We start from the raw sequence: 15,436 nt of genomic DNA on the forward strand, positions 1-15,436 counted from the left end.
TCGGCGCTTCTTTTCAGTGGATCAGCGCTTTCAGTTGGCTCAACAGGCGGGCGAACACCCGCGGACGGGCGTCGAACGTCAGCATCGCGTCGTAGTGGTGGCGCGATTCCGTGACGTGCGGAAGGTTCGATAGCAGAAGGCCGAAGTTCATGGTCTGGCTCCGTGCGGCGACGGCAGCGTGCCGGCCGCGTGGTGGGCGCGGGGCCAGCCAGGGGCCTGAACGACGTGTCAGGCTAGTCGGCCGGATTGTCCCCGCGACCCGGGTTCGAAAGGGTCTGCGTATGCAACGGGCATAAGGGACAACTGTCACTGTCGTTCATGGCGGCTCCTGTGCGGTGTTCCGGGGAACACGGTTGACCGCCGGCCGGCGTGCGGGCCGGCATTCGCGCGCCGGGGGAACGGATGCGCGAAAGCGGCCGCCTGCCAGGCGGCGGTGAAACCGGGCAACGCATGCGAAAACGCATCACGCTAACCGGCGCGAATCAGGGTGCACGTAGGGAGTTGCTGCGGAAATACTGCTGCGCGCACCGTTTGCCCGGGAGACAAACGGCGGCTTCGATGAGGCGCGGACGTCGGTCGCTCAGGCGGAAATTTCGTTCGAAGATCGACTACTGCAGGCGTCCAAGGCGGCGGCCCCAAGAGTGAAGATGGCGGATTCTATGGACCGCGCGAAAGTGAAGTCAACCCCTCCAAACCCCATTTTTCGAAATAAATTTCCCGCCTGACGCGACTGAAAGATTTGCCCTTGAAATAACGTTCTGAAACCTTTCAGCACCGTCGTCACGCCACCCTGCGCCGACGCGTGCGAGCAACGGTCCGCCACGCTGCCGCACCTGCCTTTTCACGCTCGCCGGGCAGACGTGCGGCGGCTCCGCTCCGCTGCGACGCGCCCACCACACAGCGCATTTTTCGTGCGTTTTTTACTTGCGCCGCAGCAAAAGTCGCGACTACAATCCGCCCCAATTCATCACGGGAGTCCCTCCGTGGACACATGCTCTAGTTGCAGTTCGATGCCGGTCCAGGCCGGCCACGCCATCGCGAGATAGCAGCCAGACGCATGTCTTTCGCCGCTAACTCGCATTCGTCGGGTTAGCGCGCCTCATCCGGGCCGGCCATCGCCGGTTCGTCAGTCGCACGCTCCGTTATGTTCCATCCTCCGATCGCAGGCCGCGTCACGCACCCGCGCTCGATCACGTCGCCCGGCGTTCGCCGGACGGAAGGGAGGCAGCGTCATGTTCTTTCCATCGTTCGCGGTCAGACTCAAGCGCGTCGTGCACGTCGCGTGCGACTGCTCATTTTCCGGCCGCTCGCCGCTCGCCCGGGCATTCGGCCACTGGCGCGGCGTGGCTCTCGCCCACGTGCCGGCCGCACCCCGCCCGCTCGATTGCGTGCTGATCGCCGCGACGGCGGCCGCGGTCGCGCTTGCCGCGCTGCTGTGCTCGGTCGCGCCCCACGTCGGCTTCGCGCAGGTATGGCGCGTCGGCGGCTGGCTGCCGTAAGCCCTTCTCCGTGCAGGCCGTCTCGCCATGCGGCCCGCATCACGTTCCCGTTTCTTCAGCCTAACTAATCAAACTGCCAACGGAACCCGAATGAAGCAACTCTCTTCCGTCCCGCGCAAGCTTCGCGTCGATGCGCTCGCCGCGCTGCTGCTGTCGCTCGCCGCCGCTTCCGCATTCGCGCAAGCGTCGGCTCCCGCCACCGAACCGGCGGCCGGCACGAACGATGCCGCCGCCCCCGCCCAACCGGCCGCCGATGCTGCCGCGCCCGCTCCCACCGGCTTGTGGGAACGGTCGAACCTGCTCGGCAACATGGGCGGCCTGCGCGACGTGCTCGACGAACACGGCGTCACGCTGAGCCTGCAGGAAACCAGCGAGTACCTGTACAACACGTCCGGCGGCACAGGGCGCGGCGGTGCGTACCAGGGGCTCACGCAATTCGGTTTCGACGTCGACACCGGCAAGGCGATCGGCCTGCCGGGCGGCACGTTCAACGTGTCGGGGCTGCAGATCCACGGCACCAATCTCACGCAGCGCTACCTGCAGACGCTGCAGACCGCGACCGGCATCGAGGCCAATTCGACCACGCGCCTGTGGGAGCTCTGGTACCAGCAGTCGCTGCTCGACGGCAAGGTCGACGTGAAAGTCGGCCAGCAGAGCGTCGACCAGGAATTCATGGTGAGCCAGAACGCGGCAACGTTCATGAACGCGACGTTCGGCTGGCCCGTGCTGCCGTCCGCCGACCTGCCGTCCTGCGGCCCCGCGTATCCGCTGTCGTCGCTCGGCGTGCGGCTGCGCGTGAAGCCGGCCGACGCGTGGACCGCGATGGTCGGCGTGTTCGACGGCAACCCGGCCGGCCGCAGCGACGGCGACGCGCAGGTGCTGAACGCGCACGGCACCAATTTCAACCTGCGCAGCGGGGCATTCGTGATCGGCGAAGTGCAGTACGCGCTGAACGCGCCGCCGGCCGACCCGAAGGCCCCGCAGCCGGCCGGCCTGCCCGGCACCTACAAGCTCGGCTTCTGGTATCACTCGCAGCACGCGAACGATCCGCGCTACGGCACCGACGGGTTGTCGCTCGCCGATCCGGCCAGCAACGGCACGCCGGCCACGCATCGCGGCAACTACGGGTTCTATGCAGTCGCGGACCAGATGGTGTGGCGGCCGTCCGCCGACAGCCCGCGCTCGGTCGGCGTGTTCGCGCGCGTGATGGGCTCGCCGGGCGACCGCAATCTCGTCGATTTCGCGGCCAACGCGGGCGTGACGCTGAAGGCCCCGTTTGTCGGGCGCGACAACGACGTCGCCGGCATCGCGGTCGGCTACGCGAAGATCGGTTCGCATGCGCGCGGCCTCGACGGCGACACCGGCGCGTACACGACGCCCGGCTATCCGGTGCGCCGCGCGGAGACGGTCATCGAGGCGACCTACCAGTACCAGATCGCGCCGTGGTGGCAGGTGCAGGCCGACCTGCAGCACTTCTTCCGTCCGGGCGGCGGCATCCCGAACCCGAACGCAGCCGGCGCGCGCATCGGCGACGAAACGGTGGTCGGCGTGCGCACGACGATCACGTTCTGATGCCAGCCGCGTAAAGACGCGGGCCGGACGGTCGCTTGCGCGACGGTCCGGCCCATGCGGTGGCTTGCCGTGCGGGCACGCGGCCCGTGGCGCGCCTTACGCGCCGTGCATTATTCGCCGCGCATTACTCGCCGTACAGCCCGAGCAATTTCAGCGTGACGCCGTTGGTCCAGCCGAAACCGTCCTGCAACGGATATTCCCCGCCTCCACCGCCGCCCGTGCCGGTGCCCTCGACCACGTACTTCTCGACGAGCTTGCCTTCGGTCGCATACACATGCTTCACATCGGACAGGAAACGCGTGCCGATGTCCTTCGCGAGCGCCGGTTCGCCGTAACGGCGCAGCCCGTCGATCGCGATCCATTGCAGCGGCGCCCAGCCGTTCGGCGCATCCCATTGCTGGCCCGTGTTCTCGGTCGTCGTCGCGAGGCCGCCCGGCTGCAGCAGCGTCTTGCGCACTTCGCGCGCGGTCGCCTTCGCACGCTCCGGCCACGCGACGCCCGCGAACAGCGGATACAGCGCGGCCGCCGTCACGCCATCGCGCGGCTTGCGCAACTGCCAGTCGTAGTCGCCGTAATAGCCGCGACGGTTCCACAGGTAATGATTGATCGCGGCCGCACGCTTGCCCGCGCGCGCTGAAAAATCGGCCACGCACGCGATGTCGCGCGTCACCGCACAGCCCTTCACGATCGTCGTCTCGAGATGGAACATCAGGCTGTTCAGGTCGACCGGCACGATCGACGTCGTACGGATCGTCGCGAGCGTCTTGCCGTCGCCGAACCAGCGCGAGCTGTAGTCCCAGCCGCTTTCGGCGCCCGCGCGCAGGTCGCGGTACACCTCGTTCGCCGGACGGGACGGCACCGACTTCGCGGTCGTCACGTCCTCGAGATACGACTCGTCGCGCGGCGTGTCGCGCGCATCCCAGTAGCGGTTCAGCACGGCGCCGTCGGGCATCGCGACCACGTTGCGCGCCGCCTGCCCGCGCGGCGTCGTGGTTTCGCCCTGCATCCAGTACGCATGCTCCTTGCGCAGCGCCGGCAGGTATTTCTGGTAGACCTTGTCGCCTTCGACTTGCGCGGCGAGCGTGACCATGTACGCGAAGAACGGCGGCTGCGAGCGGCTCGCGTAGTACGTGCGGTTGCCATTGGGAATGTGCCCGACCGTATCGATCAGGTAGGCGAAGTTGTCGAGCATGTCGTCGACGAGATCCTCGCGCCCCGACACCTGCAGCCCGAGCATCGTGAAATAGGTATCCCAGTAGTAGCCTTCGCGGAAGCGACCGCCCGGCACGACGTACGGCTTCGGCAGCGGAATCAGCGAACTGTACGGCGGCGCCGTGGTGCTTGTGCGCGTGAGCTGCGGCCACAGCCAGTCGATGTGCTCGCGCAGCGTCTGGTTCGGCGGCGGCGTCACGCCGCCTGCCGGAGGCGGCGTGAAATGCTGGTCGACGAACGCCTTCAGCGAGAAGCCCGGCTGCGATTTCTGTTGCTGATACAACTGCACGATCGTCGCGGGATCGGTATCGGGCGTGGCGTCGACGAAGGTCTTCTGGTCGGGATAGAGCTGCGCGGTCTGCACCGCGACGAACAGGTCGCCGTAGAGCTGGCTCGGTGGTGGCAACAGCGTGCCCGACGCGGGAGCCGGCGCGGCTGCGGTGGTGGCCGGCAGCGCGGACTGGCTGGCCGCTTGCGCGGCGGCCTGGTTCGCATTGTCGGCCTGCGCGGCGCAGCCGGCGACGGCGAGATAGGCGATGGCCAGTGCGGCGGCCCAGCGCAGACGCGGCGCGGGCGGTGACTGACGCGACGGGAAGCGAGATGCAAGCGGTGCGGCACGACGTGACGTCATGGCGTGTCCCCTCCTTTCGTTGGTGAGTGGATCGGCACGAGGTCTCGTTCGCGCGCGCGTTCGTCTCGATGGCCTTCGATCGATACGCGTCATGTTGTGGTGCGAGTGGGTCCGACTGTCGCACGAAACATGCATGTCAAGCAAGTTTCGATTCGCGCGACTCCCGGAGATAACCGCGCACCGCCCGCCACGCACGCGCTTCGAGCGCGTTCGCATCGGTTTCGCCGCGCGCGCCCGCCGCATCGACGATGCCTTTCACGATCGCGAGCAGATCGTGCGCGACCACGTCGGGCGCGGCGACGCGCGGCGCATCGCGCAACCGGAGCGCATGCAGCAAGGTTGCGTGGATGCGATCCGCGACCCGCTCGGTGCGCGCACCGAGCGGCAACCGAGCCTCTTCGAAATCGATCAGCCGCGCGAGCACCGGCCGGCGCATCTGGTGCGCGACGGCCCCGCGCACCAGCGCGCGCAGCACGTCGTCGCAGGACGACAGCGCGGCCGCCCGGTCGACGTCGTCGAGCAGATGCGCACTCTCGCGCTCGACGAGCGCGGCCGTCAGCGCATCGCGGTTCGGGAAGTATTGATAGAGCGAGCCGATGCTCACGCCGGCCAGCGCCGCGACCGCATTCGTCGTGTAACCGGCGAAGCCGTCGCGCTCCAGAATGCGGGCGGCCGCCTCGACGATCGCATCGACGGTGGCCACCGAGCGGCGCTGGCGCGGCGCCTTGCGCGGCGAAAGCGGCATGCGCGAAGACGAGTCGGACATGGTGGAAAGGTGCATTCCCTCGAATATGAGCAGGCGCTCACATTTTAGGAACACACCGCCACGCCGTCAAAAGGTATCGACATGACCGCACCGGCTTCAATGCCGCTCGCCGTGTTCGCGCACGCTCACCACCGAGACCGACGAGTGGCCGGCGCGCCGCGCAACGCGTCGATCCACGGTCGCCGCGCCGACATCCTGGCGCCGCCCCGGAAAGCGCGCACACGTTCCGCCACGGCAACGGCGTGCGATTCGTCGGCCACGTGGAGGCAACACGCACGAGCAGCCCGTCGACCGCATGGGCGCAGTCGTACTTTCCGCACCGCCCGCCGGAAAGGACGACTGTTGCAACATGTGGAACAACTGTTGTCGTACGTGACGCAGCGGTCACATTGTGGGCATAATGGCGTCTTTACCGCGCGCCCAGCCCATGTCGCCCGTCTTTCTAGCACCGCTCATCGTTGCCTGTGCGTTGTTCATGGAAAGCGTCGACGCGAACATCATCGTCACCGCCCTGCCTGCGATGGCGAGGGACTTCGGGCACAACCCCGTCACCCTGAACATTGCGATCACGGCCTACGTGGTCGGCCTCGGCGTGTTCATCCCGATCTGCGGCTGGCTCGCCGACCGCTTCAGCGCGCGCGCCGTGTTCCGCACCGCGATCGGCATCTTCGTCGTCGGTTCGCTGATGTGCGCGGCGTCCAACTCCCTCGGCGTGCTCACGTTCGCGCGCTTCATTCAGGGCGTCGGCGGCGCGATGATGGTGCCGGTCGGCCGCATCATCATCTTCCGCGCGGTGCCGCGCGCCGATCTCGTGCGCGCGATGAACTACCTCGCGATTCCCGCGCTGTTCGGGCCCACGGTCGGGCCGCTCGTCGGCGGCTTCATCACGACCTACCTGCACTGGCGGATGATCTTCTTCATCAACGTGCCGATCGGCATCTACGGGATCTACCTCGCGAGCAAGCACATCGCGAACACGCACGAACCCGATCCGGGCCCGCTCGACTGGTTCGGCTTCCTGCTGTCGGCCAGCGGCGCCGCGCTGCTGCTGATGGGCCTCACGCTGATCGACGGTTCGCTCACGTCGCGCTCGAATGCCATCATCATGTGCGCGGCCGGCGCCGCGATGCTCGCGCTGTATGTGCCGTACGCGCGCCGCAAGGAGCGCCCGGTGCTCGACCTCAGTTTCCTGAAGATCCCGACGTACCACGCGAGCGTCGTCGGCGGGTCGCTGTTTCGCATCGGCCTCGGCGCGGTACCGTTCCTGCTGCCGCTCGCGTTGCAGGAAGGGCTCGGCATGAGCGCGTTCCATTCCGGCCTCATCACGTGCGCGTCCGCGCTCGGCGGCGCGGTCAGCCGCTCGACGGCCACGCATACGCTGCGCCGCTTCGGCTTTCGCACGGTGCTGATCTACAACGCGGCATTCGCGGGCCTCGCGATCGCCGCATACGGCGTGTTCCATCCCGGCATGGTGACCTGGGCGATCTGGCTGATCGTGCTCGTCGGCGGCATCTTCCCCGCGCTGCAGTTCACGAGTTTGAATTCGATGATCTATGCGGACATTTCGTCGCGCGACGCAGGCCGCGCGACGAGCCTCGGCAGCGTCGTGCAGCAGATGTCGCTTGGCCTCGGCGTGACGGTGGCCGGCCTCGTGCTGCACGTGTCGCACTGGCTCCAGGGCCATCAGGCGATGGTGTGGTCGGATTTCTGGCCCGCGTTCCTGGTGGTCGGGCTGTGCTCGTTCGCGTCGATTCCGATCACGCGGCGGCTGCCGCCGGGCGCCGGCGACGAAGTCGCGCGCGGCAAGCGGGCATAAGCGGCGCCGCCGCGACATGACCTGTCGCTCGGCGACGGACGAAAACCGGAAAAACAAAAAAATTAGCGAACATCCACACGGGGCCGGTGCACAGCCGCGTGGATGTTCGCTCAGGGCTCCGGGTCTCCCGATGGGGGTTGAGAATCCCGGATTCGCTTCCTGCGTGCCATGGACATATGTGCGTCGGAAGCGGAATCGTTGCGCGCACTTGTCGTCGCGCCATGAACTGCACTATAGGGAAACTTGCGCAACGCATCTGTCAACCATTGTCAGACGCGTGGCAGCCGCGCGTCGCACGCGCGCGCCGCTTTCGCGCTAAAGTGGTTCCCGATCGCCACCCTCGACCGTCCTGCCGATGCTCACGCTCTCGCCCGCCTCTGCCCGCGCCCTGCATCTCGCCGCACAGGGCCTGCTCACGCCGCCCCGCCGCAAGGCGACCAAGGCCGACGTGCTCGACACGATCCGCCGGATGGCGCAGTTGCAGATCGACACCATCCACGTCGTCGCGCGCAGCCCGTATCTCGTGCTGTTCAGCCGCCTCGGCGATTTCTCGCCGCACTGGCTCGACGAACATCTCGCCGAGGCGCGCCTGTTCGAATACTGGTCGCATGAAGCGTGTTTCCTGCCGATCGAGCAGTTCGGGCTGATGCGCTACAAGATGCTCGATCCGTCGGGGATGGGCTGGAAATATGCGGCCGAATGGCACGAGCAGAATCGTCCGGAGATCGAACGGCTGCTTGCGCGGATTCGCGAGGAAGGCCCGGTGCGGTCGGCCGATTTCGCGCGCGAGGACGGCGTGAAGGGCAACGGATGGTGGGATCGCAAGCCCGAGAAGCGTCACCTGGAAGTGCTGTTCACGACGGGCGACCTGATGGTGTCGGAGCGTCGCAATTTCCAGCGCGTGTACGACGTGCGCGAACGCGTGCTACCCGACTGGGACGATACGCGCGACCTGCCGCCGCGCGAAGCCGTGCTGCCTGCGTTGCTTGACTATACGTGCCGGGCGCTCGGCGTCGTGCGTGCGGACTGGGTGGCCGACTACTATCGGCTGCCGCGCCGTTCGTACCGCGCGGAGCTGGAGCGGCTCGCGGATGCGGGCGACCTGATTCCGGTGCAGATCGACGACTGGAAGGAGCCGGCCTACGTGCACCGCTCGCTCGATGCGCTGCTGCCGGCCGCCGCGGCCGACACGCTGCGCTCGACGGTCACGACGCTGCTGTCGCCGTTCGATCCGGTCGTCTGGGACCGGCGGCGCGCGTCGACGCTGTTCGGTTTCGATTACACGATCGAGTGCTATACGCCCGAGCACAAGCGGCGCTACGGCTATTTCTGCCTGCCCGTGCTGCATCGCGGCCGGCTGGTCGGCCGCGTCGATGCGAAAGCGCATCGCGCGCTCGGCACGTTCGAATTGAAGGCCGTGCACGTCGAGCCGGGCGTGCGCTTCGGCGCCGGGATCGCGGCCGACGTCGCGAAGGCCGTGAAGAAACTCGCGGCGTGGCACGGCACGCCGGAGGTGACGGTCGCACACGTGCCGCCGGCCCTCGTGGAAGCATTCACGCGCACCTGAACGCCGCATTCCGCCGGTGCGTCAGGGCTCGTTCACGCTCATGACGGGCTTGCGCTGGCCCTGGCCGAGCACATGCATGCCAGCGTCGATATAGTGCGTGCCGCCCGTGATCGCCCGCGCGCCGTCGCCGGCAAGAAACGCGCAGAACGCCCCGACGTCGTCGATGTCCAGCGCGTGATGCAGCGGCGCCCGGCGTGCGGTGTCGTCGAGCAGCCGGCCGAAGTCCGGCAGGCCCGACGCCGCGCGCGTCGGCAGCACGCCCGGCGAAACCGCATTGACGCGAATGCCCGCGCCGCCGAGTTCGGCCGCCAGGTACCGTACGCTCGCTTCGAGCGCGGCCTTGACAGGCCCCATCACTCCGTAGTTCGCGACGACCTGCTCCGCGCCGAGATAGCTCATCGCCATCAGGCTCCCACCGCGCGTCATCAGCGGCTCGGCGAGTCGCGCCATCCGGATGAACGAATGGCACGACGTATCCATCGCCAACGAGAAGCCTTCCGGCGAACTGTCGACCACGCGGCCTTGCAGATCGGCCTTCGGTGCATACGCCACCGAATGCAGCACGAAGTCGAGCGCGCCCCATTGCACCGCGATCGCGTCGAACACCGCCGCCATCTGGTCGGGGCGCCCGACGTCGAGCGGCATCCGGATCGGCGCGTCGAGTTGCGCGAACAGCGGCTCGACGTACGGCAAGGTCTTGTCCGACTGCCAGGTCACCGCGAGCGTGGCGCCCGCCCGGCAGAACGCGCGTGCACATCCCCACGCGATGCTCTGTTCGTTCGCGATGCCGACGACGAGCCCCCGCTTGTGTCGCAACGTCATGTCGCCTCCCTTGTCGATCCGCGTGGGCCTAGCGCTGCGCCGCGATCCATCGCGCGATGTCGGGCCACACCGTCGCCAGCGTGCGCGTCCCCATGAACAGGCCGATATGGCCGCCCGGCACGAGCCGGCTCTCGATCCGCGACGCGGGCGTCCCGAGAAGATCGCGCGCGCCGAACACCTGCTCCGGCGTCGTGATGTCGTCGGCCTCGCCGGCGAGCAGATAGACCGGGCACGCGACGTCCTTCAGGTCGAGCGTGCGTCCGAGCGCGACGAACGTACCTTTCGCGAGCCGGTTCTCCTTGAAGATCTGCACGATCGCCTGCAGGTACCAGCGTCCCGGCAGGTCGATCGGGCTTTCGTACCAGTTCGCGAACACCTCGCGCTTGCGCAGGTATTCCGGATCGTCGAGATGCTCGTACAGGTCGACGTGCTCGGCGAGATAGTGCTGGTCGGGATGCATGTTCTTCCAGCCGCGCAGCATGAAGCGCCCGCGCATCAGCCCGCCGCCCATCGCGACGAGTTCCTCGTAGAACGAAGTCGGATACGTGTGCACCATCTGCTTGATCGGGCCGTCGCCCGCGTCGGTGTCGATCGGCGAGCCCGCCAGCACGAGGCTCGCGACCTTGTGCGGGAAACGCGCCGCATACATCGCCGACATCCAGCCGCCCTGGCACAGCCCGACGAGATTCACGCGGCCGCCGAGTTCGTCGACGCACACGTTCAGCTCGGCCAGATACTGGTCGATCTCGAGGTCCTTCATGTCCTCGGTGGCCGAGCGCCAGTCGGTCAGGTACAGACGCGTCACGCCGTGCTCGCGCAGCGTCTGCATCAGGCTCTGCCCCGGCTGGTAGTCGGCGATCATCGCGCTGTGTCCCGCGTACGGCGCATCGACGATCGTCGGCAGCCCGTGCGCGGGCGCGGCCGAATAATCGCGAAACGTCATCGTCCGCAGTTCCAGCAACGGCCGGTTCGGCGATGCCAGCGCCGGATGTGCTTCGAAATGGAGCTTCTCCTCTTCCGCGAGAAAGCGCAGATTGCGCGCCGCGATCTCGGCGCCGGCCGCGAACATCGCCGTGGCGGCGGCCATCGGCCAGAAAATCGGCAGCGCGGGGGCGCTGACGGCAGGAGAAGGCGTGTCGCGTGCTGTCATCGAAGGTCTCACCGGGTCGGATACGGCGTGGAGGGAATCGCGTCGTCCAGCACGCGGCGCGTGTGGCGCGCGATCATCAGGTTCTCGTCGGTCGGGATCACGCGCACCGTCACGCGCGACGCGTCGCTCGAAATCACCGGCAGGCCGGCCGCGTTCGCCGCGTCGTCGAGCACGATGCCGAGCCACGCCGCGCGGCGGCAGATCCGTTCACGCACGCGCGGCGCGTGCTCGCCGATACCCGCCGTGAACACGAGCGTGTCGAGACCGCCGAGCACGCCGGCCAGCGCGGCGAGTTCGCGGGCCGCGCGATAGGCGAACAGCTCGACCGCATGCGCGGCCGACGGTGCGTCGCTCGCGAGCAGCGTGCGCATGTCGCTCGACACGCCCGACACGCCCAGCAAGCCCGATTCGGCATAGATCAGATGCTCGACCTCGTCGAGCGAGCGGCCCGTGTGACGCTGCAGGTACAGGATCACGCCGGGGTCCAGCGCGCCCGTGCGCGTGCCCATCGGCAGCCCGTCGACGGCCGTGAACCCCATCGTCGTCGCGACGCTGCGGCCGTTCGCGAGCGCACACAGGCTTGCGCCGTTACCGAGGTGCGCGACCACCGTCCGGTGCTGCATCCACGACGGATCGAGGGCCGCGAGCGCCATCGCGATGTACTCGTACGACAGCCCGTGAAACCCGTAGCGCACGATGCCCTGCTCGGTCAGCGCGCGCGGCAACGCGAACTCCCGTTCGAGCGCCGGCACCGTCGCATGGAACGCGGTGTCGAAACACGCGACCTGCGGCAGGTTCGGCGCTACCGCTGCCACCGCACGAATCGCGTCGACGTGATGCGGCTGGTGCAGCGGCGCGAGCGGCGCAAGCGACGCGATCGCATCGAGCACGTGCGCATCGATCCGCACCGGCGCGGTGAAATACGGGCCGCCATGCACGACGCGGTGCCCGACGCCGTCGAACGCGGCCTCCCGCCCGACGTGCGCGGCGAACCACGCGTGCAGCGCCTCGATCGCGCCTTGATGCCCCGGTCGCGCGACGGCGCTGTCGACGAGCGTCGCGCCGTGTGCATCGGTCACGAACAGATGCGGGGTGTCATGCAGGTTCTCGACCTGCCCGTGCAGGCCCGCATCGAGCGAACGATCCTCTCGCGTGTCGTAGACCGAAAACTTGAGGCTCGACGAGCCGGCGTTGAGCACCAGGACAGGATGTCGCATCGCGGCCCCGTCAGTGTGCGTCGGCCGCAATCGCCGCGGCGGTCAGGGGCGTCGCCGTGGCACGCGCCGCCGCCGCGACGAGCGCCGCGACCGCGCAGCTCGCCAGGCGCGTGCGTTCGCTGTCCGCGCGACTCGTCAGGATCACCGGCACGCGTGCGCCGAGCACGATGCCGGCCGCATCGGCATTCGCGAGGAACGTCAGCTCTTTCGCGAGCATGTTGCCGGCCTCGAGGTCGGGCACGAGCAGGATGTCCGCATCGCCCGCGACCGCGGAATCGAGATGCTTGAGCCGCGCCGCTTCCGGGCTGATCGCGTTGTCGAGCGCGAGCGGCCCGTCGAGCAACGCGCCGGTGATCTGGCCGCGCTCGGCCATCTTGCACAGCGCGGCCGCGTCGAGCGTCGACGGCAGCTTCGAGCTGACCGTCTCGACCGCCGACAGGATCGCCACCTTCGGCCGGGCGATGCCGAGCGCATGCGCGAGATCGATCGCGTTCTGCGCGATGTCGGCCTTCTGTTCGAGCGTCGGACGGATATTGACGGCCGCGTCGGTGATGAACAGCGGCTTGGGGTAAGTCGGCACGTCCATGACGAACACGTGGCTCAGGCGCCGCCCGGTGCGCAATCCCGTATCGGCGCGCACCACCTCGGCCAGCAACTCGTCGGTGTGCAGGCTGCCCTTCATCAGCGCCTGCGCGTCGCCCGCGCGCACCAGCTCGACCGCGCGTGCCGCCGATGCATGACTGTGCGGCGCATCCACGAGCCGATAGCCGGACAGGTCGACACCGAGCGTCGCGGCGAGCATCGTGATGCGCGCCACCGGGCCGACCAGCACGGGCACGACGATACCGGCCCGCGCGGCGGCAGCCGCCGCGTGCAGCGAGACCTCGTCGCAGGGATGCGCGACCGCGACCGTCACCGGGCGCAATGCGCGGCAACGCGCAATCAGCGCTTCGTATTTCTGATGCGTGCGCAACTCGGTCATCGACTGCCCCTTCGCAAGAATCACGTGAACGGATTCTGGTGCGGGACCGGGCGACGTCGTTTGATTTCCGTCAATCGTTTCAGGTGAAGTCCCGATAGCATGAAGCCGCACGATGACATCCGGATGGCCGCGACGCCCACCCCTGACATGCACATACGCGAAATCCGCTCGAAGATCGCCAGTACCTCGTCCACGCGCAAGATCACCAAGGCGATGGAAATGATGGCGCGCACCAAGATGGCGAGCGCGCAGCGACGTGCGCGGGAGTTCCGTCCGTACGCGGCACGTATCGGCGCGATGGCGGAGCGCGTGCTGCGCGACCGTCCCGACCACGTGTCGGCACTGATGGCGCGGCGCGATACCGTGCGCCGCGTCGGCCTGATCGTCGTCACCACCGATCGCGGGCTGTGCGGCCCGCTCAATGCGCGGCTGCTCGTCGAATGCGTGGATGCGCTCGAACGCTGGGACCGGGCCGGCGTCGCGTGCGAACTGAGCGTGATCGGCGCGCGCGGCCTCGCGCCGCTCGTGCGCCATGGCGCGACCATCGCGGCCCGTGCGAGCGGCCTGGCCGCCGAGCCGCACTTCGAGCAGTTGCTCGGGGCGCTGCTCGTGCCGCTGACCGCGTTCGTCAACGGCGAGCTCGACGAAGTGCACGTCGCATACAACCGGCTGACGAGCCCGCTCGCGTACGAGCCGCGCATCGATGCGATGCTGCCGATCATCGGGCTCGACACCGGGGCCGACGCGCCGACCGATGGCGCGCCCGCGTCCGACTATCTGTACGAGCCCGCGCCCAAACCGGCGGTCGACACGTTGCTGCTGCGCTACGTCGAGGCGACGCTCTATCAGGCCGTCGTCGAGAACTACGCGTGCGAGCAATGCGCGCGGATGTTCAGCATGCAGACCGCGACGGACAACGCCGACCGCGTGTTGCGCGAACTGCGGCACCTGTACCAGAAGACGCGACAGGCGCAGATCACCACCGAGCTGTGCGAAATCGTCGCCGGCGCGGCGGCAGTCTGAAGGAGTCCGCATGAAGACGTCGATGAAGCTCGACATCGTGAGCGTGGAAGCGGTGCTGTATGCCGGCGACGCGCATTTCGTCGTCGTGCCGGGGGAAAGCGGAGAGTTGGGGATCTACCCGCACCACGCGCCGCTACTCACGCGAATCAGGCCCGGCGTCGTGACGCTCGTCGATGCGCCGACCGGCGAGCATCGCCGCCTCCTCGTCGCGGGCGGCGTGCTGGAGGTCAGCCGTGACGGCGTGACGCTGATCGCCGATCACGCACTGCGCACGCCGGAACTCGACGAGCTGCGCGCACGCGAAGCGCGGCATGCGGCCGACGACTGGCGCCAGCGCTACGCGCACGAAAACCGGCGCGCGTTCGATTTCGCGTCGGCCCGCGCGGAATTGATGGAGGAAATCCGGCGCTTCTTTGCGATGGCGCTGCGGCAACAAACGCCGCACGACAAGCCGGGCAGCGTCGGCTAGCCGCGGCTCCGGTGCCGCCCGCTCAGTCGCGCAGCTTGCGAAAACGCGGCGTGCCGTCTTCGAGATTGCCGTTGAACATCGCTTCCGGCCGCACCCACAGCCCGCGCGCATGCGGCCACAGATGCTCGTAGACGACCACCGATTCCTCGGTTTCGGAATGGCGGGCAACGCCGATGTAGCGGTACAGGCCGCCCTTGTAGTGGCGGTGCGTCGCGAGCTGTTCGGCTTCCTGTTCGGTCATGATGTGCTTCTCTTCGGCAAAAACGGAAAGCGCGTATTGTATGCGCTGCGCCGCGCGTCAGCGTTTCGTGTAGATGTCGGGGCGGCGGATCTCCATCAACCGCTCGGGGTTCGCGGGCGGACCGAAACCGACCGGCCGGTACAGCGCGTGCGCGTCGGTCGTCGCGAGCATGATGCGGCGCAGGCCCTGCACCATTTCCTGCGCGAATATGTGGTCGATCAGCGCGCGGCCGTAGCCGTTGCCGCGTTCGGCCGGCAACACGAACACGTCGCACAGGTACGCGAACGTCGCGTGATCGGTGACGAGCCGCGCAAACCCGACAAGCCGGTCGCCGACATACGCGCCGAAGCACAGCGAACCCTCGATCGCCCGCTCGACCACGTCGCGCGGGATGCCCTGCGACCAGTACGCGTCGCGATGCAGGAAGTCGAAGATCGCGTCGATGTCGAGTTCGCGCTTGTCGGTGGAA

The 15,436-nt window shown here is 68.0% G+C and carries 15 protein-coding genes; 6 read left to right on the top strand and 9 right to left on the bottom strand.

Translation table 11 applies throughout. From position 1 onward, the window contains the following. Positions 1 to 13: 13 nt before the first annotated feature. Positions 14 to 151, bottom strand: coding sequence for a hypothetical protein (locus tag H3O04_RS12045; RefSeq protein WP_202587754.1), 138 nt, complete (start codon positions 149 to 151; stop codon positions 14 to 16). Positions 152 to 1,232: 1,081 nt separating this feature from the next. On the opposite strand from H3O04_RS12045, the gene H3O04_RS12050 reads away from it, so the two are divergent. Then, positions 1,233 to 1,499 carry a hypothetical protein gene (locus H3O04_RS12050; protein WP_074806106.1) on the top strand — a complete coding sequence of 89 codons (267 nt, stop codon included), beginning with the start codon at positions 1,233 to 1,235 and terminating at the stop codon, positions 1,497 to 1,499. A 90-nt stretch (positions 1,500 to 1,589) separates the two neighbouring features. Further along, positions 1,590 to 3,071: a carbohydrate porin gene (locus H3O04_RS12055; protein WP_202587755.1), complete on the top strand. Its 1,482-nt coding sequence runs from the start codon at positions 1,590 to 1,592 to the stop codon at positions 3,069 to 3,071. A 124-nt stretch (positions 3,072 to 3,195) separates the two neighbouring features. On the opposite strand, the gene treA is transcribed toward H3O04_RS12055, so the two are convergent. Both treA and H3O04_RS12065 read right to left on the bottom strand, forming a co-directional pair. Beyond that, a complete protein-coding gene (treA, locus tag H3O04_RS12060) occupies positions 3,196 to 4,914 on the bottom strand; it encodes an alpha,alpha-trehalase TreA (RefSeq protein WP_105797874.1) in 1,719 nt (572 codons plus the stop codon). A 136-nt stretch (positions 4,915 to 5,050) separates the two neighbouring features. Further along, positions 5,051 to 5,680, bottom strand: coding sequence for a TetR/AcrR family transcriptional regulator (locus H3O04_RS12065; RefSeq protein ID WP_023476063.1), 630 nt, complete (start codon positions 5,678 to 5,680; stop codon positions 5,051 to 5,053). Between the two features lie 427 nt (positions 5,681 to 6,107). Between H3O04_RS12065 and H3O04_RS12070 the strand changes: the two genes are divergently transcribed. Both H3O04_RS12070 and H3O04_RS12075 read left to right on the top strand, forming a co-directional pair. Further along, the gene (locus H3O04_RS12070) at positions 6,108 to 7,496 is read left to right on the top strand and encodes an MFS transporter (protein WP_202587756.1); all 1,389 of its coding nucleotides are present in this window, start codon (positions 6,108 to 6,110) and stop codon (positions 7,494 to 7,496) included. A 355-nt stretch (positions 7,497 to 7,851) separates the two neighbouring features. Beyond that, the gene (locus H3O04_RS12075; RefSeq protein WP_202587757.1) at positions 7,852 to 9,063 is read left to right on the top strand and encodes a winged helix-turn-helix domain-containing protein; all 1,212 of its coding nucleotides are present in this window, start codon (positions 7,852 to 7,854) and stop codon (positions 9,061 to 9,063) included. Between the two features lie 21 nt (positions 9,064 to 9,084). Here H3O04_RS12075 and fabI read toward each other — a convergent pair whose 3' ends face one another. The 4 genes from fabI to H3O04_RS12095 are packed head-to-tail and all read right to left on the bottom strand — an operon-like array spanning position 9,085 to position 13,387. Further along, the gene (gene fabI, locus H3O04_RS12080; protein WP_202587758.1) at positions 9,085 to 9,885 is read right to left on the bottom strand and encodes an enoyl-ACP reductase FabI; all 801 of its coding nucleotides are present in this window, start codon (positions 9,883 to 9,885) and stop codon (positions 9,085 to 9,087) included. Between the two features lie 28 nt (positions 9,886 to 9,913). Continuing rightward, positions 9,914 to 11,035: an alpha/beta fold hydrolase gene (locus H3O04_RS12085; protein ID WP_202587759.1), complete on the bottom strand. Its 1,122-nt coding sequence runs from the start codon at positions 11,033 to 11,035 to the stop codon at positions 9,914 to 9,916. A gap of 8 nt (positions 11,036 to 11,043) precedes the next feature. Next, positions 11,044 to 12,252 (bottom strand): acetate/propionate family kinase, encoded by a 1,209-nt coding sequence (locus tag H3O04_RS12090; RefSeq protein ID WP_202587760.1) that lies wholly within the window; start codon positions 12,250 to 12,252, stop codon positions 11,044 to 11,046. Between the two features lie 10 nt (positions 12,253 to 12,262). Beyond that, positions 12,263 to 13,387, bottom strand: a complete 1,125-nt coding sequence (locus H3O04_RS12095) for a phosphate acetyltransferase (RefSeq protein ID WP_337249631.1) — start codon at positions 13,385 to 13,387, stop codon at positions 12,263 to 12,265. Between H3O04_RS12095 and atpG the strand changes: the two genes are divergently transcribed. Both atpG and atpC read left to right on the top strand, forming a co-directional pair. Then, positions 13,382 to 14,257: an ATP synthase F1 subunit gamma gene (gene atpG, locus H3O04_RS12100; RefSeq protein WP_012339677.1), complete on the top strand. Its 876-nt coding sequence runs from the start codon at positions 13,382 to 13,384 to the stop codon at positions 14,255 to 14,257. The two genes, H3O04_RS12095 and atpG, sit on opposite strands and share 6 nt — an antisense overlap. Before the next feature lie 10 nt (positions 14,258 to 14,267). Then, positions 14,268 to 14,726: an ATP synthase F1 subunit epsilon gene (atpC, locus tag H3O04_RS12105; RefSeq protein ID WP_202587761.1), complete on the top strand. Its 459-nt coding sequence runs from the start codon at positions 14,268 to 14,270 to the stop codon at positions 14,724 to 14,726. A gap of 22 nt (positions 14,727 to 14,748) precedes the next feature. Here the strand turns inward: atpC and H3O04_RS12110 are convergent, their stop codons facing one another. Together H3O04_RS12110 and H3O04_RS12115 are read right to left on the bottom strand one after the other, a co-directional pair. Beyond that, entirely contained in the window at positions 14,749 to 14,967 is a 219-nt protein-coding gene (locus H3O04_RS12110) for a DUF1653 domain-containing protein (protein ID WP_006480837.1), read from the bottom strand. Between the two features lie 57 nt (positions 14,968 to 15,024). Then, positions 15,025 to 15,436 (bottom strand): GNAT family N-acetyltransferase (locus tag H3O04_RS12115; protein WP_202587762.1); only part of this gene is annotated, 412 nt, incomplete at its 5' end.

Source organism: Burkholderia sp. KCJ3K979, assembly GCF_016759955.1.
Classification (GTDB): domain Bacteria; phylum Pseudomonadota; class Gammaproteobacteria; order Burkholderiales; family Burkholderiaceae; genus Burkholderia; species Burkholderia orbicola.